This window comes from Halobacteriovorax sp. BALOs_7 (genome assembly GCF_003612895.1).
GTDB lineage: Bacteria > Bdellovibrionota > Bacteriovoracia > Bacteriovoracales > Bacteriovoracaceae > Halobacteriovorax_A > Halobacteriovorax_A vibrionivorans.
Map to the genome: position 1 here is coordinate 2,822,421 of NZ_CP027772.1, position 20,087 is coordinate 2,842,507.

The window sequence follows — 20,087 nt, forward strand, 5'->3', positions numbered from 1 at the left end:
AATTTTATGAGTGAAGAAACAAAATCAAATAATAATATAAATAGAATTGCAGTACTATGTAGTGGCGGTGACAGCCCAGGAATGAATTGTGCAATTCGCGCTGTAGTTAGAACTTGTCTAGCTAATGATATAGAAATATTTGGAATACGTCGGGGCTATGCAGGTCTTCTCGAAGGTTCACAACATCAAATGGATACAGCAAGTGTTGGAAATATTCTCCAAAAAGGTGGAACGATTCTACAAACCTCACGCTGTCCAGAGTTTATTAAACCAGAGATTAGAGCTGAAGCTGCACATATACTAAAAAGGAAGAATATTGATGCGCTAATTGTTATTGGTGGTAATGGATCATTCAATGGTGCATGGGAGTTACATAAGGAGCATGGAATTCCTGTCGTTGGAATCCCTGGAACGATTGATAATGATATCGAAGGAACTGACTATTCAATTGGATTTGATACAGCAGTGCAAACTGCAATCGAAGCTGTCGATAAGATCCGCGATACGGCCCACTCTCACGATAGAACGTTTATCGTTGAAGTTATGGGAAGAAAGTCTCCGGCCATCGCTCTTCATGTGGGACTTTGTACTGGTGCTGAAAATATTATCTTTCCAGTTCAAGAAGAAAAAGAAGTTGATATCGACACAATTGCTAATGATATTAAAAGAGGTCTTAAAAGAGGCAAAGGCTCTTCAATTATTATTGCCTCAGAAGGTGAAACAGAAGGCCTTTCACATTATGTTCACAATGAACTCCTTGATAAGCACAAGCTCGATTCAAGAGTATGTATCCTAGGCCATATTCAACGAGGTGGAAACCCTACTGCCAGAGATCGTTTCATTGCAACCCAAATGGGACATCTTGCTGTGAAGTCACTTCTTGCTGGTGAGAAGGCCAGTGTAACGGCAGAACAAAATGGACAAGTTGTACTAGAAAAACTTGAAAACTGTCTTGGTAAGAAGTTTGAAGTTGAAGAAAAGTATGTTGAAATTGTAAAAACTCTATCAAAGTAATTATATGCAAAAAGTATCAAACAAGAATTTATTTATTATCTTTACTATTTTATTTTCAATTTTTTACCTATGGGATATTGGAAACCTCAGTGCACCTCGCCAGGGAACTGAATCATTATATGTCCAAATTTCACAAGAGATGTATGACACCAATAATATAATGACACCTCACTATAGAGGAGAAAGACATTGGTCAAAACCGCCATTTCATTTTTGGATGCCATTTCCACTTTATGCACTAATGGGTGAATCATCTCTGACAGGGGCCCGCGCTTCTCAAGCAATCTTAACGATTATTCTAGCAGTCTTTACTGCCGGCTGGTTAAAGAGAAGATTTCGAATTGAGCCGCTCTTAACCCTCGCCTTCTTCTTAGGAGGCTACGGTGCAATTAAGTTTGGCCGTACTTTCATGATGGAGACATCACTATCACTGCTTCCATTTATTAGTTCGCTTTTTCTTTTTGATTATATAAAAGACAAATCTAAAAAGAGTTTTATCTTAGCAATATTATTTGGTGGAGCTGGCGCTTTAATAAAAGGCCCAGTAACTATTGTCATGAGCTTTCTTGCGATGAGCTGTTATCAACTATTCCTATACAAGAAAGATAAAAAGTTCATTATCAAAGAATGCTTTTTCTACTTCTTGGCCATAACGATTCTTAGTTGCTCTTGGTATTTTGCAAGTTACCTAAGCTATAAGGAAGAATTCTTTAATTACTTCTTTGTTAGGGAGAACCTTGGAAAATTCGGAAAAGTTCCAATGCCAATGTATAAGGTATTTCAAGGGCTATTTCTTTATACTCTACCATGGGTATTAATTCTTCCTCTGACTTGGAATAAATTAAAGGAAAGCTTTAAAGGCCTTAATAAAGAAACATATTATTTCTTCTTTCACTTTGTGTGCTTCTTTGTCGTATGGCTTATTCCTTCACAGAGATCTCATCACTATGCAATTCCAGCAGTGCCATTTTTTATGACATTTCTGTTATTACAAGTTGATCTAGATACTCTTCGAGAAAAATCAAAGTATGTTCTAGCTCTTGTAACACCATTGAATCTTTTATTTTTAGTGATCAGCTGTATTCTTGTATACTTTTCAAATGGTGTAATGATTGCTGTTAATCTTATCTTTTTACTTCTAATCGTTATCTCAATGATTGCTATTGCAAAGAAGAATGTCTTAATTGGATTCAATACAATTGGACTTTATTTAATCTTTCTTTGGTCTATTGTTATCTCACAATTCTATATTCCAGCAGTACCTGAAGGAGCAAAAAGTCTTTTCAAAGACAAGAAGGTTGCCCTTGTTGATCGCAGGTCTTATTTCTACGAACAATCTCTTGAGATGAATGTTGAACCGATTAAAAAGCATCAAGTACAAGATTTCCTAAATAAAGAAAACGCTGTTGTAATTGCTGCCATCTCAAGAATCACACCTGAGATAAGAGACTCTCACAGAGTTATTGCAAAGTGGAATAAATGGGTAAGACGAGCTAGATGGCGTCATATAAAAGCGGCCCTGACACAACGTTCATACGAGCCTCTAAAGGAAGATGTCTACTTACTTATGAAGTAATGCTTTCTCATCATTTCAATGATCCAGTCTGGATCATCAATTGGTAAATCGTGTCCTGCTTGTTCATGTAATTCAAGTGGGACACCAAGTTTACGAGAAATCTCCTGACTACATTTATAATGAGCAAGTTTGTCTTCTTTACCGGCCAAGACTAATGTTTTTGCTTTGATACTTTGAGGAAGTTTGTAGTGAGAAGCTGCAAAGACTTGTCTTAAGAAGTTAATTCTTCTTAAAGGCTTATCTTCAAAGAACTCAGCATATGCATCGAGTAGATCATCTGGTAGCTCTTTCATTTTTACAGTTAGAGATAAGGCCTTCTTCTCACGATCTCTTGTGTCTTTATTAAAGATTAACTTTGAAAATGTTCCAATTGCTTCAAAAGATAAGCGGTGGAAGATACTTGCAGTGTCTCTAGTTGATGTATTAAGAAGGACAAGATTTCTAAAATCATCTTCATAGCGATCACACCAATCCAATGCCATCATTGCACCCATTGAAATACCAATGACACCCCACTCTCCAGGGTGCTCTTCTTTTAATTTAAGCCAATCACTTCTTAAATCTTCAACATAAGTTGAGATCTTAAGCGGTGAATTCTCTTCATTCTTACTTCCTACTCCAAGGTAATCTAGAGCAAAAACATTTTGTGTTTCATCCATCTCGTGAAGATAGTCAGGAAACTTATACCAATGGCGACTGTCTCTAGCGAGTCCTCTAAGTAATAACCAGTTCACAGTGAATTCTCCTTAACCCATGCTTTTGAACTTCCGACAGCGCGAAATAAGAATTTAATTAACATGATATGTCTTCTCATAGTTCGATCATAACGATGAGATTTTATCGGATTAAAAAGTCCTTCTCTTCTAAAGATTTGCAAAGGATTCTTCTTAACCCAAATCCAACTTCCCATCTCCAATGTTAAAGGGATATAAACTCCATCAGGATTTTCTTGTATATACTCATCGTATAGGTAATCCCATACGTCACCTTCAATAGTGTAACTTTCTGATGTTGGCTCAATCTGATAGATATGGTGTGGATGTGTTTCATTTAGAAGTTGTTCTAAATTTTCCATTTCCGTTATATTTTTAAATGGCGTCAATGTCTTAGAGTAGGGATACCATAAACGATCTTTGAGTCCGAAGCCAGAGTGGAAATCAACAGAGATGGCCCTCTTTGCTTGGAAGATATTCTTACGACAATAATTAACGAGGGCCTGTAGCTCCTCTTCCATTGCAGCATTTTCTTGCCCTTGATACCAAGGAAGCCTCGGCGTCAGCCTTTGCCCAGAAAGGAGAAACTTCTTTTTCTCTAATGCTTTTACAGGAGCATTTCTCATAAGATCAACATCATTAGCATTGGATCTTCTATGATGATACATCCCCCATGGGTTAATGAGCGGGATTGAAATAATTCGATATTTTTCTAAACTTCTTCTTAACTCTTCATCCCAAGATAGTTGCTTAAACAAAGATGTTAAGTAAGTTACCACAACTTGAGTCCCAACTTTTTCAAGTCCATGAACTCCTCCAAATAAAGCTAATACCGGAGCGCTTGGATCATCGCTTCCAATCTCAAAACTATGGATTGGAAAGCTATCACCGTTGTGGTTAATTCTCGTGATTTCTTGGTATCTAACAAGTGGGTCTTCGATTTTTGTTAATTCACCTATGGCATGTAACTCATCGAAGTCTTTCACGATGCTACCTTTGAAAAGTCTTTATATTATATGGGGATAAGAAGATAACAAAGAACATTGCACAACTTACTAGCTCAATAACTTCACCTTTCTTACCATGATCAATCGTTAAAAAAAGAATATACATCGCAAGAAAGAAGAATGTATGAATTAGCTTTGGTACGGGTACTGCAAAGTCATCAATGATATATTGTACAAAACCAATTGTGCGATAAAGGACTGGTAAAATTAGAATGTAAACACCAGATATAATTCCAGCAATTAAACCAAAGATAACTTTATTGATTTTGAAATCACCAAATTTTAGATTGTGTAATGTAATATCATTTTGCGTATTGTATTGCTGAAAGAACTCTGGAGAACCTAAATCGAATATTCTCTGCCCCCAAGCTATCTCTTCTCCAAAACCGAAGAAGAATAAAGCGGCAAAGGCCAAGAGTGAAAACTTAAATAACTTAGACTTACTATCCTTTAATTTAAAGAATCGCCATAGGCATAGAATTGAAACAAGTAATAAATAAATAGCTTGCTGCATCTCCAAGAAACCATCTTCTACTGTATAAACTCCAGCAAACCAATTCGGGTTTGAAGCAGCAAAATACATCCCAAAGAAAACCATATGGGCAATTGATGTCATGATTATAATTTCTAATTTTCCAACTTGATCTTTAAATACGCTCATTTGGCCATTATAGTCAGCTCCTAGACTTATGGCAATATAGAGAAGATAACGCACTCGGCAATTTTTTTTGGGTTAAGAGCACTTTGGTAACTGGGCCCAACCTGTCACATAACGCCTCGATAATTTTTCTCTTCTCATCTTCCATGAATCATTATCAACCCCGCAGGCCATTGAACGAATCATACCGCTCCCCTCACGACGGTTAATTTCATCAACAATTTTCATAAGCTTTGCGCTACGTGGATCATCTAACTCTTCAAAGAGACTTTGTTGAATTACCTCATCATCTGAGAAGTCTCCAAGCTTAACTCCGGCCTTTTTAAAACAAACCCCCATTTTAAAAAGATCATCGAGTGCAGACCAGGCATATTTAATAATCTTTCTTGTATCAGATGTTGGCCCAAGAAGCTTAACTTTATCCTTACCGTAATAAGGTACTTCATTTAATTTATGTGGATCACTATGACAATAAACTTCAATTGTTGCACATAAGCTACGCTGTGCCCGCATCTTCTCACTTGCATTAGTTACATAATTTGCAACTGATTCTCGTAGGCTTTTAAGATCAACAACACTGCCACTAAAGGTACGAGAGCAGAGGATCTCTTTCTTCTTTGGCCGACATTCCTCTAATTCGTAACAGGTTATTCCCCTTAACTCATCTTGAGTCATACGACCAAGTTTAGTTAAAGTTCGCTGTATAACTTTTATATTCTTAAAGGCCTTAAAATCATAAGCCGTTTTTATTCCCAAGGTCCTAAGCTTTACACTATTCTTTCTTCCTATCCCCCAAACATCTTCAATAGAAACTCTTTTAAGGGCCACATCTTGTAATCTTTCATCGAGAAGACAGACAACGCCATTGGCCTTTTCTGATTTCTTGCCGATATGATTTGCAATCTTTGCAAGTGTTTTAGAAGGTGCAATCCCAATACTGACAGGAATTCCAGTCCACTGTAAAACCGTCTCTCTAATGCGATGGCCATAGGCTACAAGATCTTCATCCATCCCCGTTAGATCAAGAAAGGCCTCATCAACAGAGTATATTTCTAAAGAAGGTGCAAAACGGGCCAAGACATTCATCACCCGATCACTGATATTTGTATACAGAGAAAAATTAGAAGAAAAAACATGAACATTGTGTGATTCACAAAGCCTCCTTACCTTGAAATAAGGGTCTCCCATTTTTACACCAAGGGCCTTTAGCTCTGGTGTACGAGAGACAAAACATCCGTCATTATTTGATAAAACCCCTACTGGTTTATTTCTAATTTCTGGCCGAAATAACCTTTCACAAGAACAGAAGAATGAATTGCAATCCACAAGAGCATAAACCTTCTGCTTATTATGACTTCCCATTTAAAGTTCCTTCATATCGCGTGCCACTGCTACAATTGGCCCCCACACCAAGAAGTCCATCTCATCAGTGATGGTGATATCTCGATGCAAGGGATTGTGTGAGCGCAAGATGACTCTCCCATCCTGCTTAATGAAACGCTTACATAGAAACTCTCCATCTAAGTAGACAATAGCAACTCTTCCACTTTTAACTTCCAAGGAGCGATCGATGACCAAAACGTCACCAGGAATAATCAATGGCTCCATCGAGTCTCCTTGAGCTTCAAAGAAGAAAGTCGCTGAACGATTTTGGACAAAGCGCTCATCTAAAGACTGATAATTTTCAATGTGGTCCTCACTGATTCCAAAGAGGCCACAATTTGCTACTGGAAGTTTCTTGTGCGTGTTCATAAGATTCATTATAACTTACGCATAACTTACGCACAAGATAAAAGAAAACCTTTTCAAGTCTATTAAAATTCAATGACTTATGATGCATCTGGGAACTTAATGATCTCATCAAGGGGAATAAAGTACGTAAGTCCTCTTAAGTCATCATTGTAACTGGCGATAACCTTAAGTTTTAAGTCATCCAATCGATGAAGAAAGTCTGATGATGTTTCATCAAAGCGAAAGGGCTCAATCTTACCACGTGTTGAAATCCTTCCTGCACAAAGACAATCACTTAAGTTTTGAATAGGAAGAACACCGGCCATGGACCAATAGAGAATAAGAAGTGGTAACTCAAGCCAGCGATAAAGTTCTTCTTTAGAACTAAGAGAGCCAAGAACCGTATTATCATCAATACAAAGAACATAGCGTTTAGGAGCAATTTTCAAATTATACTTCTTTGATAGAAAGATAAATTTTTCTTTAATGGCCTTTCCCTTTGAACCAAGCCCCACTATTTCAAGGCCAGGAATCCCCTTAGATGAATAGCCATACATCTCTGTTAAATGGGCCTTACTTCCCAATGGCAGTAACCCAAGCATTTGTTTGTGCATACTCTCCTCCGATTAGGATGAATATATGCAAGGAATGAAATTTAACGGAAGTTATAAATTAGTAGAATTAGGAATCTTTGACTTTGATTGAAAGAAACATTTTAAACGAGGTGGGTAAATTTCTAGAATCATAGAAGTGGAAAGATCAAGAGAGTGAGCAAACTCAGACTTTAACTCATTACAAGATTCATTAGTATTCTTACAAAACTTCGAATACTTCCCCTTACATGCAAGCTCAAGGATGACAGTATCAGAGAAGTGACACGCAATTTTACCATCAACGAGATCAAAGCGCGCCTTAGTATAATTTAAATTACCTGTGTATTTCTTTTCGCAAAAATTAGAGATTTCAAATGACTTGCCCATGCAGTCAATTTTAGAAGAAGATTCCTTACTAGCGAGTAAAGCATCCTTTACGCCAAAGAATTCACATACTTGCGTGTATGAGAAGAGCTTGCGGTCCGCCCCCGTAACAAGTTCACTTGTCACATTGGCAAAAGCGAAGAATGGAATAAGCAGTAAGATATATCGCATAAAAAAGGGCACCTTATAAGTGCCCTCTATCTTACAAGAAAAATATTAACCTGGGAAGAGCCCTCTAAATCTCATTGCTCTCTCTAATCTTTTAAGAGCAGCAACGAAAGCGGCTTTTTTCATATCGATATCATATTTCTGATGAGCTTCGTAAACGTTCTCAAAAGCATCTTTTAGAATATCGTGAAGTTTTCTATTGATCTCTGATAGATCCCAGAAGAAATTCTGAAGTCCCTGAACCCATTCAAAGTAAGAAACGATAACACCACCAGCGTTACAAAGAATATCTGGAACTAAGAAACAACCATTCTTAGTTACGATATCAATTGCAGCTTTATTAAGTGGACCGTTAGCACCTTCAGCAATAATCTTTGCCTTAACTTTATGTGCATTCTTTTCAGTGATTACACCATCAATTGCAGCTGGGATTAAGATATCAACATCAAGAGCGAAAAGTTCTTCGTTAGAAATTTTCTCTACTCCATCCATGTCTGCTAGTAGGCCACCTTTCTTTGTCCATTCAAGTGCAGCATTAATGTTTAAACCATTTGGATTATAGATTGCGCCAGAAACATCTGAAACCGCAACAATCTTTGCACCTTGTGCTTCAAGATCATGGGCCGCAGGAACGGCAACTTTACCAAAACCGTGAATAGCAACAGTTGTGCTTGTATCGATTTTCATTCCTAATTTCTTAGCAGCAAAGTTTACACAAAAGGCAACACCTTTACCTGTAGCTTCACTACGACCAAGAGATCCACCAACTGTAATTGGCTTTCCTGTTACAACACCTGGAACAGTATAACCTTTTAGTTGTGAATAAGTATCAAGCATCCACGCCATAGTTTGTCCGTCTGTTCCAATATCTGGAGCAGGGATATCTACTTGTGGACCAATGAATGTATTAATTTCTGTTGTGTATCTTCTTGTTAAACCTTGAAGTTCTTGACGAGAAAGTTTTGTTGGATCAACACAGATTCCACCTTTTGCTCCACCTAGAGGTAGACCAACAAGTGCACATTTGAAAGTCATTAGCATTGCAAGACCAGCAGTTTCGGCCAGATCAACGCCTGGATGATAACGTACCCCACCTTTTCCAGGTCCAAGAGTCATATTGTGTTGAACTCTGAATCCTTGAAAAGTTTTAACAGTACCATCGTCAAGACGAATTGGAACTGCAACTTGAAGTGCTCTTTTTGGGTGTTTAAGTCTGTCGGCAACGTTTGGATCGAGTCCCATAATTGCGGCAGATTCTTCTAATTGCGCGATGGCATCCTGATATAGTGGATTATCTAGAAGATTGCTCATTTTTTTTAACTCCGTTATACGTAAAATAATTCCTAATTTACTCCAATTATAACGGATGAGCTAGTAAATGCATGGGGCAATTACTGACTTTTTTTGCCAAATTCGGTTAATTAGAAATTGAATGGAGTTGAGTAATTTAAACGTAACTCGTGCGACGCATTACTTCCGCCAACAATATCTTTTGCCGAAGCTCTAGCAGAGAGTCTATCTGTTAAACCTTGTTCTACATAAAGCTCAATATTTGTTCCAGCAGTATAGTAATCAACTGAGGCGATCGTGCGAGTTTCATTAAAATTCTTTCTTACTTGCATCATTAGACCATCAGATAGAGATAGAAATGTATTAGCATCGACAAATGGATTTTCGATTTTAATAATAGCAAGACCCTTAAGTACCTTTGCTCTAAATTTAACTTTAAAGTTATCTGAAATTTGTGCTTCAGACTCTGGTGTTAACGTTTCTTTCATCTGACCAACTTGGGCCATTGTTGAACCTTTCTTTGCCCTTTTAATTGAGCCAGAAATTCTCTTATCAATATACTTTAAAAAATTCTTATTAAAGTAGCGCTTTCTCTCATCAATAGTTGAGAGCTTATGAAATGTTGTGGAAGTTAGATCCCAATTTCTAACATATTCATCTCTTGCCTGCATTTGATGATAATGATTCGACATCCTCTTTAGAACACCTGCGTGATCATATACAAAAACATAGTCGAGAAATGTTTTATAATCTTCTGGTTTTGGAGCAAAGTCCACATCAGCGTAAAAACTTTGTGGGGTACGCTCTTGAAGTTTGACTTCAACTCGAGGGTTAAAAGACTTAAAAAGAGTTAAATCTTTTTTCACTTCGCCTTTAGCAAGTGTATTACATGTGAACAGAAGCAGTGATAACTGTATAAATCTTGAACACTGTGTAGAAATTTTACTCTTGTTTTTCGCTGTGTTTAGCATGTTAAGTCCCTCAAATTACATTAATAAACTATTCAGTTACTAATATAAGTTGCAAGGGTCATGCCAAGGATGAATAGCTTCACCCTTGGCCATGCTTATGTCTTACATATCGACGATATTTTGTGTTTCTTTGAGGAGCTCATTAAGTAAGGACTGAGTTTTCTTATCCAGCTTCTTACCTTTAGCTTGTGACTTTAATGTCTTAATAAATGCATTTGCCGTAAGTCCTTTTGGAACAGTTGGCTTTTTCTTCTTTCTACCTGGCTTAATAACACCACCATCTTTGATGGCCTTCTTAAGTTCAGCTCTTTTTGTTAACTCACCTTTATAAAGCATTTTAGTTAGCTTTGTTTTAAGTGGGCTTTTCTCAAGAGCATCAAGTTCTAGAAGTACATACTTTTCAATATTATGAGCTTTGGCCGCTTCTTTAATTTTCTTACCCATTTTGGCAATCATTAAAGACCTGTGAACTTCAGACTTTGAAATACCAAGAGCCGCTTGAATTTTTCTCTCACTCGCCTTCGTTGCTTTTTGGTAATTTAAAATACCATCGGCTTTATCAATATAGTGAAGTGCTTCACGTGATGAGTTCTCAGAGAATTGAATTGCCATAAGCTCTTGTTCATTCTTCTTATCGAGAATAAAACAAGGACACTTCTCTTTTTCAATTAGAGACATGGCACGGAAACGTCTCTCACCACAAACTAATGTTAGTCGACCAAGCTTATCCTTATGAAGAACAAGTGGTTGAATTAGACCATTTTGTTTGATGTTTTCAGCAAGCTCTTTTAGAGAACTATCATTAAATTTAGTTCTTACCTGCTCTTTTACAACAATCTCTTTTAAGTAAACTTCATCTAGCTTCGCTCCTTGTAGAAGACGATCACCAGAAAGTCTCTCCATTACGGAGCTATCGAGATTATCTGTTAATTTTAAAGTTTTTCTTTCTTTCTTAGAAACTCTTGGAGCAAATTTTTTTGCCATAAATTCCTCTTCCCTATGTTGAGACTATTTTCTTTTAAAGAGGGCCAGTCACACACACATGGCCCCTTTAAAAGCGAAACACATCCGTGTGTCTCAAAATATTATAGATTTAATGATTCCCAAAGCTTTTGGTAATCTTGATGTCCGCGCGACTTCTTCCCCATTTTACAAATAGGTCTCTTTAATGAAATCGACTCTTGCATCTGAACAAGATTACGAATTGGTGGTGTAATGTTAAAAGACTGAGCAAGTTCTTCTAGTCTTTGCTTTTCAATCTTTCTTCTCGCATTAACCATTGATGGAATGATTGAGAATTCTAATGAAGAGTTCTCAGTCTCTTTGATAATTTCAAAAGTATCCATTAACTCTTCTAGACCATCAATAGAGTAATCTTGAGCCTGTGTTGGAATTAGAATCTTATTACTTGCAACAAGTGCCATAATAAGTTCATCACCAAGCATTGGAGGTGTATCGATTACAACGTAATCAAACATTCCCTCTGGAATTTGCTCAAGTCTTAGCCTCATCAGTCTCTCCTTACGGCCAGCTTCTTTTCTAATCTCACCTTCTGAAAGAATCAGAAGCTTTGATAGATTGGCCATATGACGACTTGATGGAATAACAGTAATATTCTTATGAAATTTACCCTTACCTTCTGAAGGCACCATAACGTCTTCGATAGTAACGTCACCAATTAACCACTCAGGAATAAGAGTTCTGTGAATTTGTAAATTAAATGTTGAACTTAAATTGGCCTGTGAATCTAGGTCAATAACAAGTACCTTGTGACCTTTATTGGCCAAGTGAGTCGCTAATTGGTAGCACTGCATTGTTTTACCAACGCCACCCTTGTTATTTGCAACCGTTATAACTTCCATGTAAGCTCCCCTGGTCATCCATTTGACCAATATAAAAAACTATCTATATAAAATGTTAAGAAAAGTATCACGCAACGTCAAATACCTGATTAAACAATTTGAGCCCCATCAAATCTATTTTTAGACGCACATGGTAAATTACTCATAAGGTGACAGCTTGTGAGGAATGTTCTAAATTCCCAAACGTCGTATTAATAAAAGGAGTAACGCATGATTAACTTTATGGAAGTTGGTGAATTAAAGGATTTAATGGATAAGAATACAGACCTTATTCTTGTGGATTGCCGAGAGCAAGATGAGTGGGATGCAGGTCATATTGAAGAAGCTATTTTTATTCCACTATCAGACTTCGCTAATCAATATGCGAATCACTTAAAAGATAAGAGTAAAAAAATTGTTGTTCAATGCCGTAGTGGAAAGAGAAGTTTAAATGCTTGCCAATTTCTACTGGAAGAAGGTTTTGAAGACTTATACAACCTAGAAGGTGGAATCCTTGCTTGGGGAGAAAGTGGTTACCCAATTAAGGCTTAATCAATAAATTAAAGGAATAAATATGTTAGATCTTTTCGGAAAAGAGGAAGTTCACCGTCCAATAATTTCTCAAGAAGAATTATCAGACGAAGAAGTGCTAGTTGAACTCAGAAAGATTAAAGAGGAGCTTAAGGACGAAGTTGTTGTTCTTGGCCACCACTATCAGCAAGATGACGTTATTGAGTTTGCTGATTATAAAGGTGACTCTCTAAAGCTTGCTCAAGATGCGGCCTTACTCAAGGATAAGCCATATATCATTTTCTGTGGCGTTCACTTCATGGCAGAAACTGCAGACATGCTTACAGGAGATGACCAGCACGTCATCCTTCCAGATATGCAAGCAGGTTGTTCAATGGCCGACATGGCAAACCGAGAAGAGATTGATAAAGCATGGGACTTCATGCGCAAATCAACTAACGATAAAATTATTCCTATTACTTATATTAATTGTGCTGCAACTTTAAAGTCATTTGTTGGTGAAAACGATGGAACAATCTGTACTTCATCAAATGCACAAAACATTATCAAGTGGGCCTTTGATCAAGGTCAAAAACTATTATTCTTTCCAGATCAACACTTAGGAAGAAATACTTGTCATGACCTAGGAATCTCACTTGATGAAATGGTTGTCTACAACCCTAATATGCTTAATGGTGGGCTAACGAGCGAACAAATCGATAAGGCCAAAGTTATTCTTTGGTACGGATTCTGCTCAGTTCACCAAGGCTTTACAGCAACACAAGTAGAACAAATAAAAAAAGAAAAACCAGATACAACTGTTATCGTACATCCTGAGTGTAACTTTGATGTTGTACAAGCGGCACACGATAACGGCTCAACTGCTTACATCATCAATAAGATTAAAGAAGCACCAGCAGGCTCAAAGTTTGCAGTAGGAACAGAGATTAACCTTGTTAATCGTTTAGCAAATGATTTTCCTGATAAAGAAATCACTTCACTGTCACCTTACCAGTGTTTATGTACAACAATGTATCGAGTAAGACCGCGTTGGCTACTTGCCAGCTTTAGAGCGATTAAGGAAAATAAACCTATTAATATAATTAAAGTAGATGACAAGACTAAGGAATACTCACTGAAAGCATTAAATAAAATGCTTGAGTTAAGTAAATAGGTTTTACACACAAGAGAGAGGGATTTAAACATGCAAGAGATTTACGCTGACTACAATGGCAGTGCTCCAATTTGCAATGAAGTAAAGGAGTACATTATTAACCGCCTAAACAAGGGGCCATTTGCTAACCCAAATGCCACACACCATGTTGGAACACGCGTGAAGGTGGCCATGGAAAATGCACGCTCTGTATGTGCAAAGCTTCTCGGTGCTCAAATGAGTCAACTTGTATTTAACTCTGGCTCGACAGAAGGTATCTCAACTGTATTTCAATCTGTACTTTTAAATAATCCAAAAAAGAAAATAATCATCTCGGGAATCGAGCACTCAGCTGTTACAAACAATGCTCTTTTCTACCAAGAAAATCACGGCCATGAAGTCTATACATTACAAACTAAGCCAAATGGAATTGTTGATGTAGAAGACCTCATTAATCATATCGATGAAGACACTGCACTTGTTGCGGTGATGGCAGCAAATAATGAAACTGGTGTTATTCAACCTTACTTAGACGTTGCAAAAATATGCCAAGAAAAAGGTGTTCCTTTCCTATGTGATACAACTCAATTTGTAGGAAAGACTGAATTTAACTTTGCTGAATCGGGAATTGACTACGCTGTAGTGGCCGGACATAAAATTGGTGGCATGACAGGCTCAGGCTTAGTTCTTGCTAAAGATCCAGCAACTTTAAAACCTCTCATTATTGGTGGAGGACAAGAAAAAGGTCTTCGTGGTGGAACTCAAAACTACCTCGGAAATGAAACTCTTGCCGTTGCCCTAACATATGCAATGAATAATCTACCAAAATATGAGGCCATTAATACTAAACGCCAACAATTTGAAGAAAATATTAAAGCTAAATTTCCACAAATTGTTATCATTGGTGAAGATGCCCCAAGGCTTTCTTCAACATCATACCTTTCAATGCCAGGAATCCATGGCCAGGCTGTGCAAATGGAGCTTGAATCTGAAGGAATTTATGTAACAACATCATCAGCTTGTTCTGACAATAACCCTCAAACTTCTAAAGTTCTTAAGGCCATGGGAGTAACTGACGATATTGGTCGAGGTGTTGTGAGAATTTCTTTAGGGCTTTGTAATGATCCTGCCCTCTATGATAGAATCGAAAGTGCATTAATAAACGCTTACGAAAAACTATCAAAGATAAAAAGTTATTAAGACAAAAAACCTTTTCATCATATTTTTAATTTTGGGAACTCTCATTTCTTGTAGTGAGAGTTCTCAAAAATATAATTCCTTAAAGCTTACTAAGAATTTCTCTAAGAACACTAAAGATTCAATTATTATCGCTTATACTGGTAATTTAAAGTCGCAACTCACACCTCACAAAGACGAGCTAATAAATGGTTCAAAAATAGAATTTGGTGGTGCACAGCTGCAGAGAAAATACCTCAGTGCCATAAGAAGTGAACTTGGAAATATTCTATTAATCGATGGTGGGCAGATTCTAGCAGGTCAATCAAAAGAAGATGGTGACGAAGTTCTTGAGCATATAAATGAATTAGAATACGATGCCGTTCTCTTATCAGATCATGACCTCATTAGCTTAAAGAATCAGAAGAATAAAGAGATCAATATCCCATTTGTTAATTCAAATCTCTTATCACTTGATACAAATGAATCCCTTTCAAGCTTTAATAATAAAGAAGTAATCATTAAGGAGATAAATGGTGTAAAGGTTGGAATCTTTGGACTAACTCCATATAAACCGATACTTAAAGATGAGGATGGTTTAGAGGGAATCCTCTTTGATGATGTCGTTGCAAGAATCCTTAATATAAAAAGAAAGATCAAAGGTCAGACTGATATAAATATTGCTATCTTACATGCTCATGATGAGTGTAGTGATAAAATCGATTACCGATTTAAAGACTGTAAAATTGATCGTAGCTTCATTAAAAAAATCTTAACGCGCCTACCTCCAGATACCATTGATATCGTTTTTAGTGGAAGTAGTATTGAGCCTGTAACAAAGATCCTAGAGTATCCTGTTGTCTCTAACCTTGGGCATGGGGAATTCATTACTCTTTTAAGATACTTTCCAAAAACGAAAGAGATAGAAGCGCAACAAGTAAGAATTTGCTCTGATTTCTATGATGTAACTAATAGTTGTTATATTTCTCCTGATGACATTAATGCCATTAAAGAAGTGAGAAAAAGTCGTCTAAAACTTAGGCCAGCTCAGGTACTTAAGACAAAAATCCTACAAACAAACTAGAATTCCATCATCATTACAAAATGTTTCAAGGCCTGGCTCACAAAAGCCAGCAGGAGAGCCATTAAAGCAGAGGCTTGGAAGCTTTGTATCTAAAACCTTATAACCACGAGGACAAGCTGGTTGGTTTTTTGTACCACACTTATTAACTCCACAGTACTTACTTCCACCTTGTTTACAGTTGAAATCTACGACTTCGTAACTTCCACTAGGACACATATCACAAATATTTGCCACCACATCCTTACACTCTATATTAACTCCGTGACAGAGTTGGCCATCTTTTAAGACTTTATCCTTTAAGTATTCAAGGCCACCACTAATGAAGACATTATCGAAGTAGGACTTTTTTAACTGATTTTGAAAGGCACTAAACTTTCTTGGCATTCGGTAGTTGAATAAATGATAACTTCTTCTTTCACCGCCAAGAAATAGATCGAGGCTGACTTTATCAACAGCTGATAGTGAGAATTTAAGAGAGGAGATATTCTCTTCAAGCTTTATTTTTTCATCAAATTGGCACTTATTGCCACTTTTAGAAACGTAGCGAAGTATCCCCTCTTTTTTATTAAAAGGAGTTTTATAAAATGCACAAAAATTATCGAATTCAAAAATCTTAATCCAAGTATTCTTTGGTTGTTCGATATTACCTTTATTTAAATATTGCTTATTAAACTCAATCTTCTTTGCAAGAGACAATCTTTCTTCAAGATCAAACTTTTGTGACCAACATGAAATAAAAAGCAGAATAAATACTAAATATTTCACTATAGACTCCTCATGCAACGAAATGCAATTCGATAGTCATTAGTTAATTTATCAGCTCTTAAGGGATCAAAGGCTATATTATTTAAACCATATCCTTCACCATCCCAATAACCGCGCATACCATTTTGGTGTGCTTTAGAATGCCAGCTAAAATAGAACGAAGAAAGTTTTAAGTTCTCACTTGGGTGGATGATATTTCTTAAGTATTCAAAAGGCCCACCAAAGATCTGATAAACACCGGCCCATGAAACATTTCGACTATCTTTTTGTATATAATTTTGATCTAAACACTCACTTGAATAACTTTTTTCACAAAGAGATAATATTTCTTCTTCCTTGATTTCTTCAACATGAAACTCTTTCATTCGTTGAATCTTATTAAGTAGTGTTTTTGTATTCTTTCTTGTCCAAGGATAGAGCGGTGCCCTTAAGTATTTAGTTGTATTATCAGTTAAATCTTCTGGATGAATTGAAATTGCATCAAAAACTCTTGCAGTGAGTAAACTCTTTCCTTGGAAACGGCAATAGGCCTCCATCTCCTCAACTGACAATCCATAAGTATACGAGTAGAGATTCTTGTCCTTGATTTTTTTATAAGCAGACTTTGAGAGCTTATCATTTGCTAAGTTCTTCCAATTCTTTACTTCCCAATTTTGTACATGAAATTTATCCACAAAGAGATTGCGATTAAAGTTATCCCAAGAAATTGTAACTTCTCTTTTATTGGCCATAAAAGGATAGTAACGTTGTGGCACATAGGTTTCTTGGCAACTATCCACAAAGCTAAGTTGTAATTCTTCATCATAATCTTGAGCTTTTACAACAAAATCATAGTAACGAAAGCTTGGCATCTGATGATACGAATAACCTTGAACGAGAGATAATGTCTTAACTTTTTTATCAAGATAAACATTCACCAGCTTTTTTTCTAATAGGCACTGAAGATACTCAGGAAAACATTGATAATATTGGTCATCTACATAACTAAGAGTTTTACACTGACCTTCTTTATCAAGACGTGCATTTTCCCACTCAAACTTCAAAGTAGACGCTATTTCTTCGATTTGATCCGGGCTTAGAGTCTTTTTTGTTTGCAGCTTTGTAAAGCCCCAATACCCGACACCAACACTCAGAATTAATATAGTAGTTAAAATTATTTTTTTAAACATTTCTCACTTATGTGTAACACCCAATCAATGGTAAAATTATATATAGAATTTCCTTATGTTAAAAGGATTCAAAGGATTATTATGGATTGGATAGATAGCTTAAATAATTTAGAAGTTAACGGCAATGAGATCATGTCATTTTTTGAGTATTATGAACTCTTTAAGAAGTCTCCTGAAAAGGAATTAAGGCCAACTTCTGCTTACCTTCAAGACATGGTTAATTACTTTGGCCGTGATGATCACAAACATTTAAATGTTTTCTCACATGATGACCAAGATGCTCCAGCAGTATTTGGCCAGTATAAGATTGAGGAAAAGATCATTGAGCAACTAAGAAATTTTGCAGAAGAAGGTTTTAATAATAAATTCATACTTCTTATTGGGCCAAATGGTTCTTCAAAGAGCTCACTTGTTAAGCGCCTTATGAAAGGTGCTGAGGATTATTCTAAAACAGATGAAGGTGCTCTTTATACATTTAGTTGGATCTTTCCAATTAATACAGTCATAAAAGGTAATCTTGGATTAAACCAAGCATCGACAACTTCAGATTTAAGCTCTTACGCACAATTAGAAGATAAAGATATCTCAGCTATTCTAACATCTGAATTAAAAGATCACCCTCTACTACTTATCCCAAAAGAAGTTAGAAAGGATTTAATCCATTCAGCTTTTAATGAGAATCCAGAAAAGCAGGAAGAAATTGAAAAGTCTTACCTTGTCCGCGGTGATCTCTCAAAAAGAAATCGTATGATTTACGATGCTCTACTTAAGAATTACAAAGGAAAGCATGAAGAAGTCTTAAAACATATTCGCGTTGAGCGCTACACTATCTCTCGTCGTTATTCGAGAAGTGCTGTTACAATTGAGCCTCAACTACATGTTGATGCAAAGATGCAACAAATCACAATGGATCAGAGACTTGCTTCTCTTCCACCTTCACTTCAGTCATTAAATCTGTTTCAAATGTCTGGTGAAACAATTCATGCCAATCGCGGTATTCTAGAATATTCAGATCTACTTAAAAGGCCATTGGATACATTTAAGTATCTACTTATGACAATGGAATCCGGATCAATTAATCTCGGTGGTATTTTAACTGAGCTTGATATCTTCTTTATTGGTACATCAAATGAAGTACATTTAACTGCCTTTAAGCAACACCCTGACTTTAATTCATTTAAAGGACGCTTTACATTTATCCGCGTACCATATCTCTTAGACTATAAGAGTGAAATGAAGATCTATCAAAAACAAATCAATAGTATTAAAGATCGTACTCATTTTGAGCCAGGTGCTCTTGATGCCATTGCAAAGTTCGCCGTTATGACTAGGATTCGCTCTTGTATGACAAAGCACTACGAAGATACGAAGAAACTTTCAGCTATCGTAACAACTCTTAATCCACTTGAGAAAGCCGGACTCTACTCTGAAGATAGAATCATCCCTGGACGATTAGACGTAGAACAAGCACAAATCTTAAAACATAATATTGAGCGTATCGAATCAGAATTTGAATTCGATAATCTCTACGAAGGTAAATTTGGTATCTCACCAAGGGATATTAAAAATATTATTTATCGTCTGGCAGATATGAATAAGGCAATTACTTTTATTCAAGTTCTGGACTACTTTAAAAGAATTATCAATAAGAAGTCAGAATATGACTTTCTTAATATGTCTGCTCACGGAGATTATCATAATCCACCAAAGTTCATTGAGCTAATCAACGAATCAGCACTTGATGACTTTGATAAGAAGTTAAGAGAGTCATTAGGTCTTGTGGATGATCGCTCTTATGAAGATTACTTAAAGAGATATATCGAAAATATCAACGCCATGATTAAAGGTGAAAAGATTAAAAACGTTGTAACTTCTAAGTATGAAGATGCAGATGAGTACTTCATTAAAGAATTTGAAAATAATATCAATCTAAAAGAAGATGCAGTTAACTTCCGTTCTCACCTTATTTCTAAACTAGGTGCTTGGTATCTGGATAATAAAGGCGAAGAAGTCGATTATACTAAAATCTTCCCAGAAGTTGTGGATCGTCTAAAAGAATCATTTAGAAAAGAGCAAGAGAAGGTAATTCATAAGATTGCAAAGAATCTTGTCTTCTTTGAAGCAGAGATGTCTGGAAAAGAAGTAAAAGGCCATATCCCATTGAAAGAAGATATCAAAAAAGAAATTAAGGTTGTTATTGATAATCTTCAATCTTCATATGGTTATTCACAGAATGGTTCATTTGAGTTAATAAAGTATCTAATTAAAGAACGTTACTAGTACT

General features: G+C 36.4%; 20 protein-coding genes. 7 read left to right on the forward strand and 13 right to left on the reverse strand.

Annotated elements, in window-relative coordinates; all coding sequences use genetic code 11:
• The first annotated feature begins 6 nt into the window (after positions 1-6).
• Together pfkA and BALOs_RS13355 are read left to right on the forward strand one after the other, a co-directional pair.
• The gene (pfkA, locus tag BALOs_RS13350) at positions 7-1,014 is read left to right on the forward strand and encodes a 6-phosphofructokinase (RefSeq protein WP_199506604.1); all 1,008 of its coding nucleotides are present in this window, start codon (positions 7-9) and stop codon (positions 1,012-1,014) included.
• A gap of 4 nt (positions 1,015-1,018) precedes the next feature.
• Positions 1,019-2,590: a glycosyltransferase family 39 protein gene (locus BALOs_RS13355; RefSeq protein WP_120405454.1), complete on the forward strand. Its 1,572-nt coding sequence runs from the start codon at positions 1,019-1,021 to the stop codon at positions 2,588-2,590.
• On the opposite strand, the gene BALOs_RS13360 is transcribed toward BALOs_RS13355, so the two are convergent.
• The 11 genes from BALOs_RS13360 to BALOs_RS13410 form a co-directional block, all read right to left on the reverse strand.
• Positions 2,572-3,324, reverse strand: coding sequence for an alpha/beta fold hydrolase (locus tag BALOs_RS13360; protein ID WP_120405455.1), 753 nt, complete (start codon positions 3,322-3,324; stop codon positions 2,572-2,574). The genes BALOs_RS13355 and BALOs_RS13360 overlap by 19 nt on opposite strands.
• On the reverse strand, positions 3,321-4,289 hold the full coding sequence (locus BALOs_RS13365; RefSeq protein WP_162929694.1) for a DUF2817 domain-containing protein: 969 nt from the start codon (positions 4,287-4,289) through the stop codon (positions 3,321-3,323). The genes BALOs_RS13360 and BALOs_RS13365 overlap by 4 nt, the downstream gene beginning before the upstream one ends.
• A gap of 4 nt (positions 4,290-4,293) precedes the next feature.
• A complete protein-coding gene (locus BALOs_RS13370; protein WP_120405457.1) occupies positions 4,294-4,971 on the reverse strand; it encodes a hypothetical protein in 678 nt (225 codons plus the stop codon).
• A gap of 72 nt (positions 4,972-5,043) precedes the next feature.
• Positions 5,044-6,330, reverse strand: coding sequence for a Y-family DNA polymerase (locus BALOs_RS13375; RefSeq protein WP_114705705.1), 1,287 nt, complete (start codon positions 6,328-6,330; stop codon positions 5,044-5,046).
• Positions 6,331-6,720, reverse strand: a complete 390-nt coding sequence (locus BALOs_RS13380; RefSeq protein ID WP_162929695.1) for a LexA family transcriptional regulator — start codon at positions 6,718-6,720, stop codon at positions 6,331-6,333.
• Between the two features lie 77 nt (positions 6,721-6,797).
• Positions 6,798-7,313 carry a hypothetical protein gene (locus BALOs_RS13385; protein ID WP_120405459.1) on the reverse strand — a complete coding sequence of 172 codons (516 nt, stop codon included), beginning with the start codon at positions 7,311-7,313 and terminating at the stop codon, positions 6,798-6,800.
• A gap of 51 nt (positions 7,314-7,364) precedes the next feature.
• Positions 7,365-7,847 (reverse strand): hypothetical protein, encoded by a 483-nt coding sequence (locus BALOs_RS13390; RefSeq protein WP_120405460.1) that lies wholly within the window; start codon positions 7,845-7,847, stop codon positions 7,365-7,367.
• A gap of 45 nt (positions 7,848-7,892) precedes the next feature.
• Positions 7,893-9,155: a Glu/Leu/Phe/Val dehydrogenase gene (locus tag BALOs_RS13395; RefSeq protein ID WP_114705709.1), complete on the reverse strand. Its 1,263-nt coding sequence runs from the start codon at positions 9,153-9,155 to the stop codon at positions 7,893-7,895.
• A 110-nt stretch (positions 9,156-9,265) separates the two neighbouring features.
• On the reverse strand, positions 9,266-10,000 hold the full coding sequence (locus BALOs_RS13400; RefSeq protein ID WP_120405461.1) for a hypothetical protein: 735 nt from the start codon (positions 9,998-10,000) through the stop codon (positions 9,266-9,268).
• Positions 10,001-10,207: 207 nt separating this feature from the next.
• On the reverse strand, positions 10,208-11,089 hold the full coding sequence (locus BALOs_RS13405; RefSeq protein WP_120405462.1) for a ParB/RepB/Spo0J family partition protein: 882 nt from the start codon (positions 11,087-11,089) through the stop codon (positions 10,208-10,210).
• Between the two features lie 101 nt (positions 11,090-11,190).
• Complete coding sequence (locus BALOs_RS13410) at positions 11,191-11,967, reverse strand: ParA family protein (RefSeq protein ID WP_158536760.1); 777 nt, start codon at positions 11,965-11,967, stop codon at positions 11,191-11,193.
• A 210-nt stretch (positions 11,968-12,177) separates the two neighbouring features.
• Between BALOs_RS13410 and BALOs_RS13415 the strand changes: the two genes are divergently transcribed.
• From BALOs_RS13415 to BALOs_RS13430, 4 genes are read left to right on the forward strand one after another with little or no spacing between them, the layout of a single operon-like run.
• Positions 12,178-12,498, forward strand: a complete 321-nt coding sequence (locus BALOs_RS13415) for a rhodanese-like domain-containing protein (protein WP_114705713.1) — start codon at positions 12,178-12,180, stop codon at positions 12,496-12,498.
• 22 nt (positions 12,499-12,520) lie between these two features.
• Positions 12,521-13,630, forward strand: coding sequence for a quinolinate synthase NadA (nadA, locus tag BALOs_RS13420; RefSeq protein WP_120405463.1), 1,110 nt, complete (start codon positions 12,521-12,523; stop codon positions 13,628-13,630).
• Between the two features lie 30 nt (positions 13,631-13,660).
• Complete coding sequence (locus BALOs_RS13425; RefSeq protein WP_114705715.1) at positions 13,661-14,809, forward strand: cysteine desulfurase family protein; 1,149 nt, start codon at positions 13,661-13,663, stop codon at positions 14,807-14,809.
• A gap of 31 nt (positions 14,810-14,840) precedes the next feature.
• Complete coding sequence (locus tag BALOs_RS13430; protein WP_120405464.1) at positions 14,841-15,869, forward strand: hypothetical protein; 1,029 nt, start codon at positions 14,841-14,843, stop codon at positions 15,867-15,869.
• Here BALOs_RS13430 and BALOs_RS13435 read toward each other — a convergent pair.
• Together BALOs_RS13435 and BALOs_RS13440 are read right to left on the reverse strand one after the other, a co-directional pair.
• Complete coding sequence (locus tag BALOs_RS13435) at positions 15,855-16,634, reverse strand: hypothetical protein (RefSeq protein ID WP_120405465.1); 780 nt, start codon at positions 16,632-16,634, stop codon at positions 15,855-15,857. The genes BALOs_RS13430 and BALOs_RS13435 overlap by 15 nt on opposite strands.
• Positions 16,634-17,803, reverse strand: a complete 1,170-nt coding sequence (locus BALOs_RS13440) for a hypothetical protein (RefSeq protein ID WP_120405466.1) — start codon at positions 17,801-17,803, stop codon at positions 16,634-16,636. The genes BALOs_RS13435 and BALOs_RS13440 overlap by 1 nt, the downstream gene beginning before the upstream one ends.
• Positions 17,804-17,884: 81 nt before the next feature.
• On the opposite strand from BALOs_RS13440, the gene BALOs_RS13445 reads away from it, so the two are divergent.
• Positions 17,885-20,083 carry a hypothetical protein gene (locus BALOs_RS13445; RefSeq protein ID WP_162929696.1) on the forward strand — a complete coding sequence of 733 codons (2,199 nt, stop codon included), beginning with the start codon at positions 17,885-17,887 and terminating at the stop codon, positions 20,081-20,083.
• The last annotated feature ends 4 nt before the right edge of the window (positions 20,084-20,087 follow it).

Coding starts and splice junctions, on each gene's coding strand:
- BALOs_RS13425 (WP_114705715.1), top strand. CDS start 13,661: ATGCAAGAGATTTACGCTGACTACAATGGCAGTGCTCCAATTTGCAAT.
- nadA (WP_120405463.1), top strand. CDS start 12,521: ATGTTAGATCTTTTCGGAAAAGAGGAAGTTCACCGTCCAATAATTTCT.
- BALOs_RS13415 (WP_114705713.1), top strand. CDS start 12,178: ATGATTAACTTTATGGAAGTTGGTGAATTAAAGGATTTAATGGATAAG.
- BALOs_RS13390 (WP_120405460.1), bottom strand. CDS start 7,847: ATGCGATATATCTTACTGCTTATTCCATTCTTCGCTTTTGCCAATGTG.
- BALOs_RS13440 (WP_120405466.1), bottom strand. CDS start 17,803: ATGTTTAAAAAAATAATTTTAACTACTATATTAATTCTGAGTGTTGGT.
- BALOs_RS13355 (WP_120405454.1), top strand. CDS start 1,019: ATGCAAAAAGTATCAAACAAGAATTTATTTATTATCTTTACTATTTTA.
- BALOs_RS13375 (WP_114705705.1), bottom strand. CDS start 6,330: ATGGGAAGTCATAATAAGCAGAAGGTTTATGCTCTTGTGGATTGCAAT.
- BALOs_RS13405 (WP_120405462.1), bottom strand. CDS start 11,089: ATGGCAAAAAAATTTGCTCCAAGAGTTTCTAAGAAAGAAAGAAAAACT.
- pfkA (WP_199506604.1), top strand. CDS start 7: ATGAGTGAAGAAACAAAATCAAATAATAATATAAATAGAATTGCAGTA.
- BALOs_RS13410 (WP_158536760.1), bottom strand. CDS start 11,967: ATGGAAGTTATAACGGTTGCAAATAACAAGGGTGGCGTTGGTAAAACA.
- BALOs_RS13395 (WP_114705709.1), bottom strand. CDS start 9,155: ATGAGCAATCTTCTAGATAATCCACTATATCAGGATGCCATCGCGCAA.
- BALOs_RS13380 (WP_162929695.1), bottom strand. CDS start 6,720: ATGAACACGCACAAGAAACTTCCAGTAGCAAATTGTGGCCTCTTTGGA.
- BALOs_RS13370 (WP_120405457.1), bottom strand. CDS start 4,971: ATGAGCGTATTTAAAGATCAAGTTGGAAAATTAGAAATTATAATCATG.
- BALOs_RS13445 (WP_162929696.1), top strand. CDS start 17,885: ATGGATTGGATAGATAGCTTAAATAATTTAGAAGTTAACGGCAATGAG.
- BALOs_RS13385 (WP_120405459.1), bottom strand. CDS start 7,313: ATGCACAAACAAATGCTTGGGTTACTGCCATTGGGAAGTAAGGCCCAT.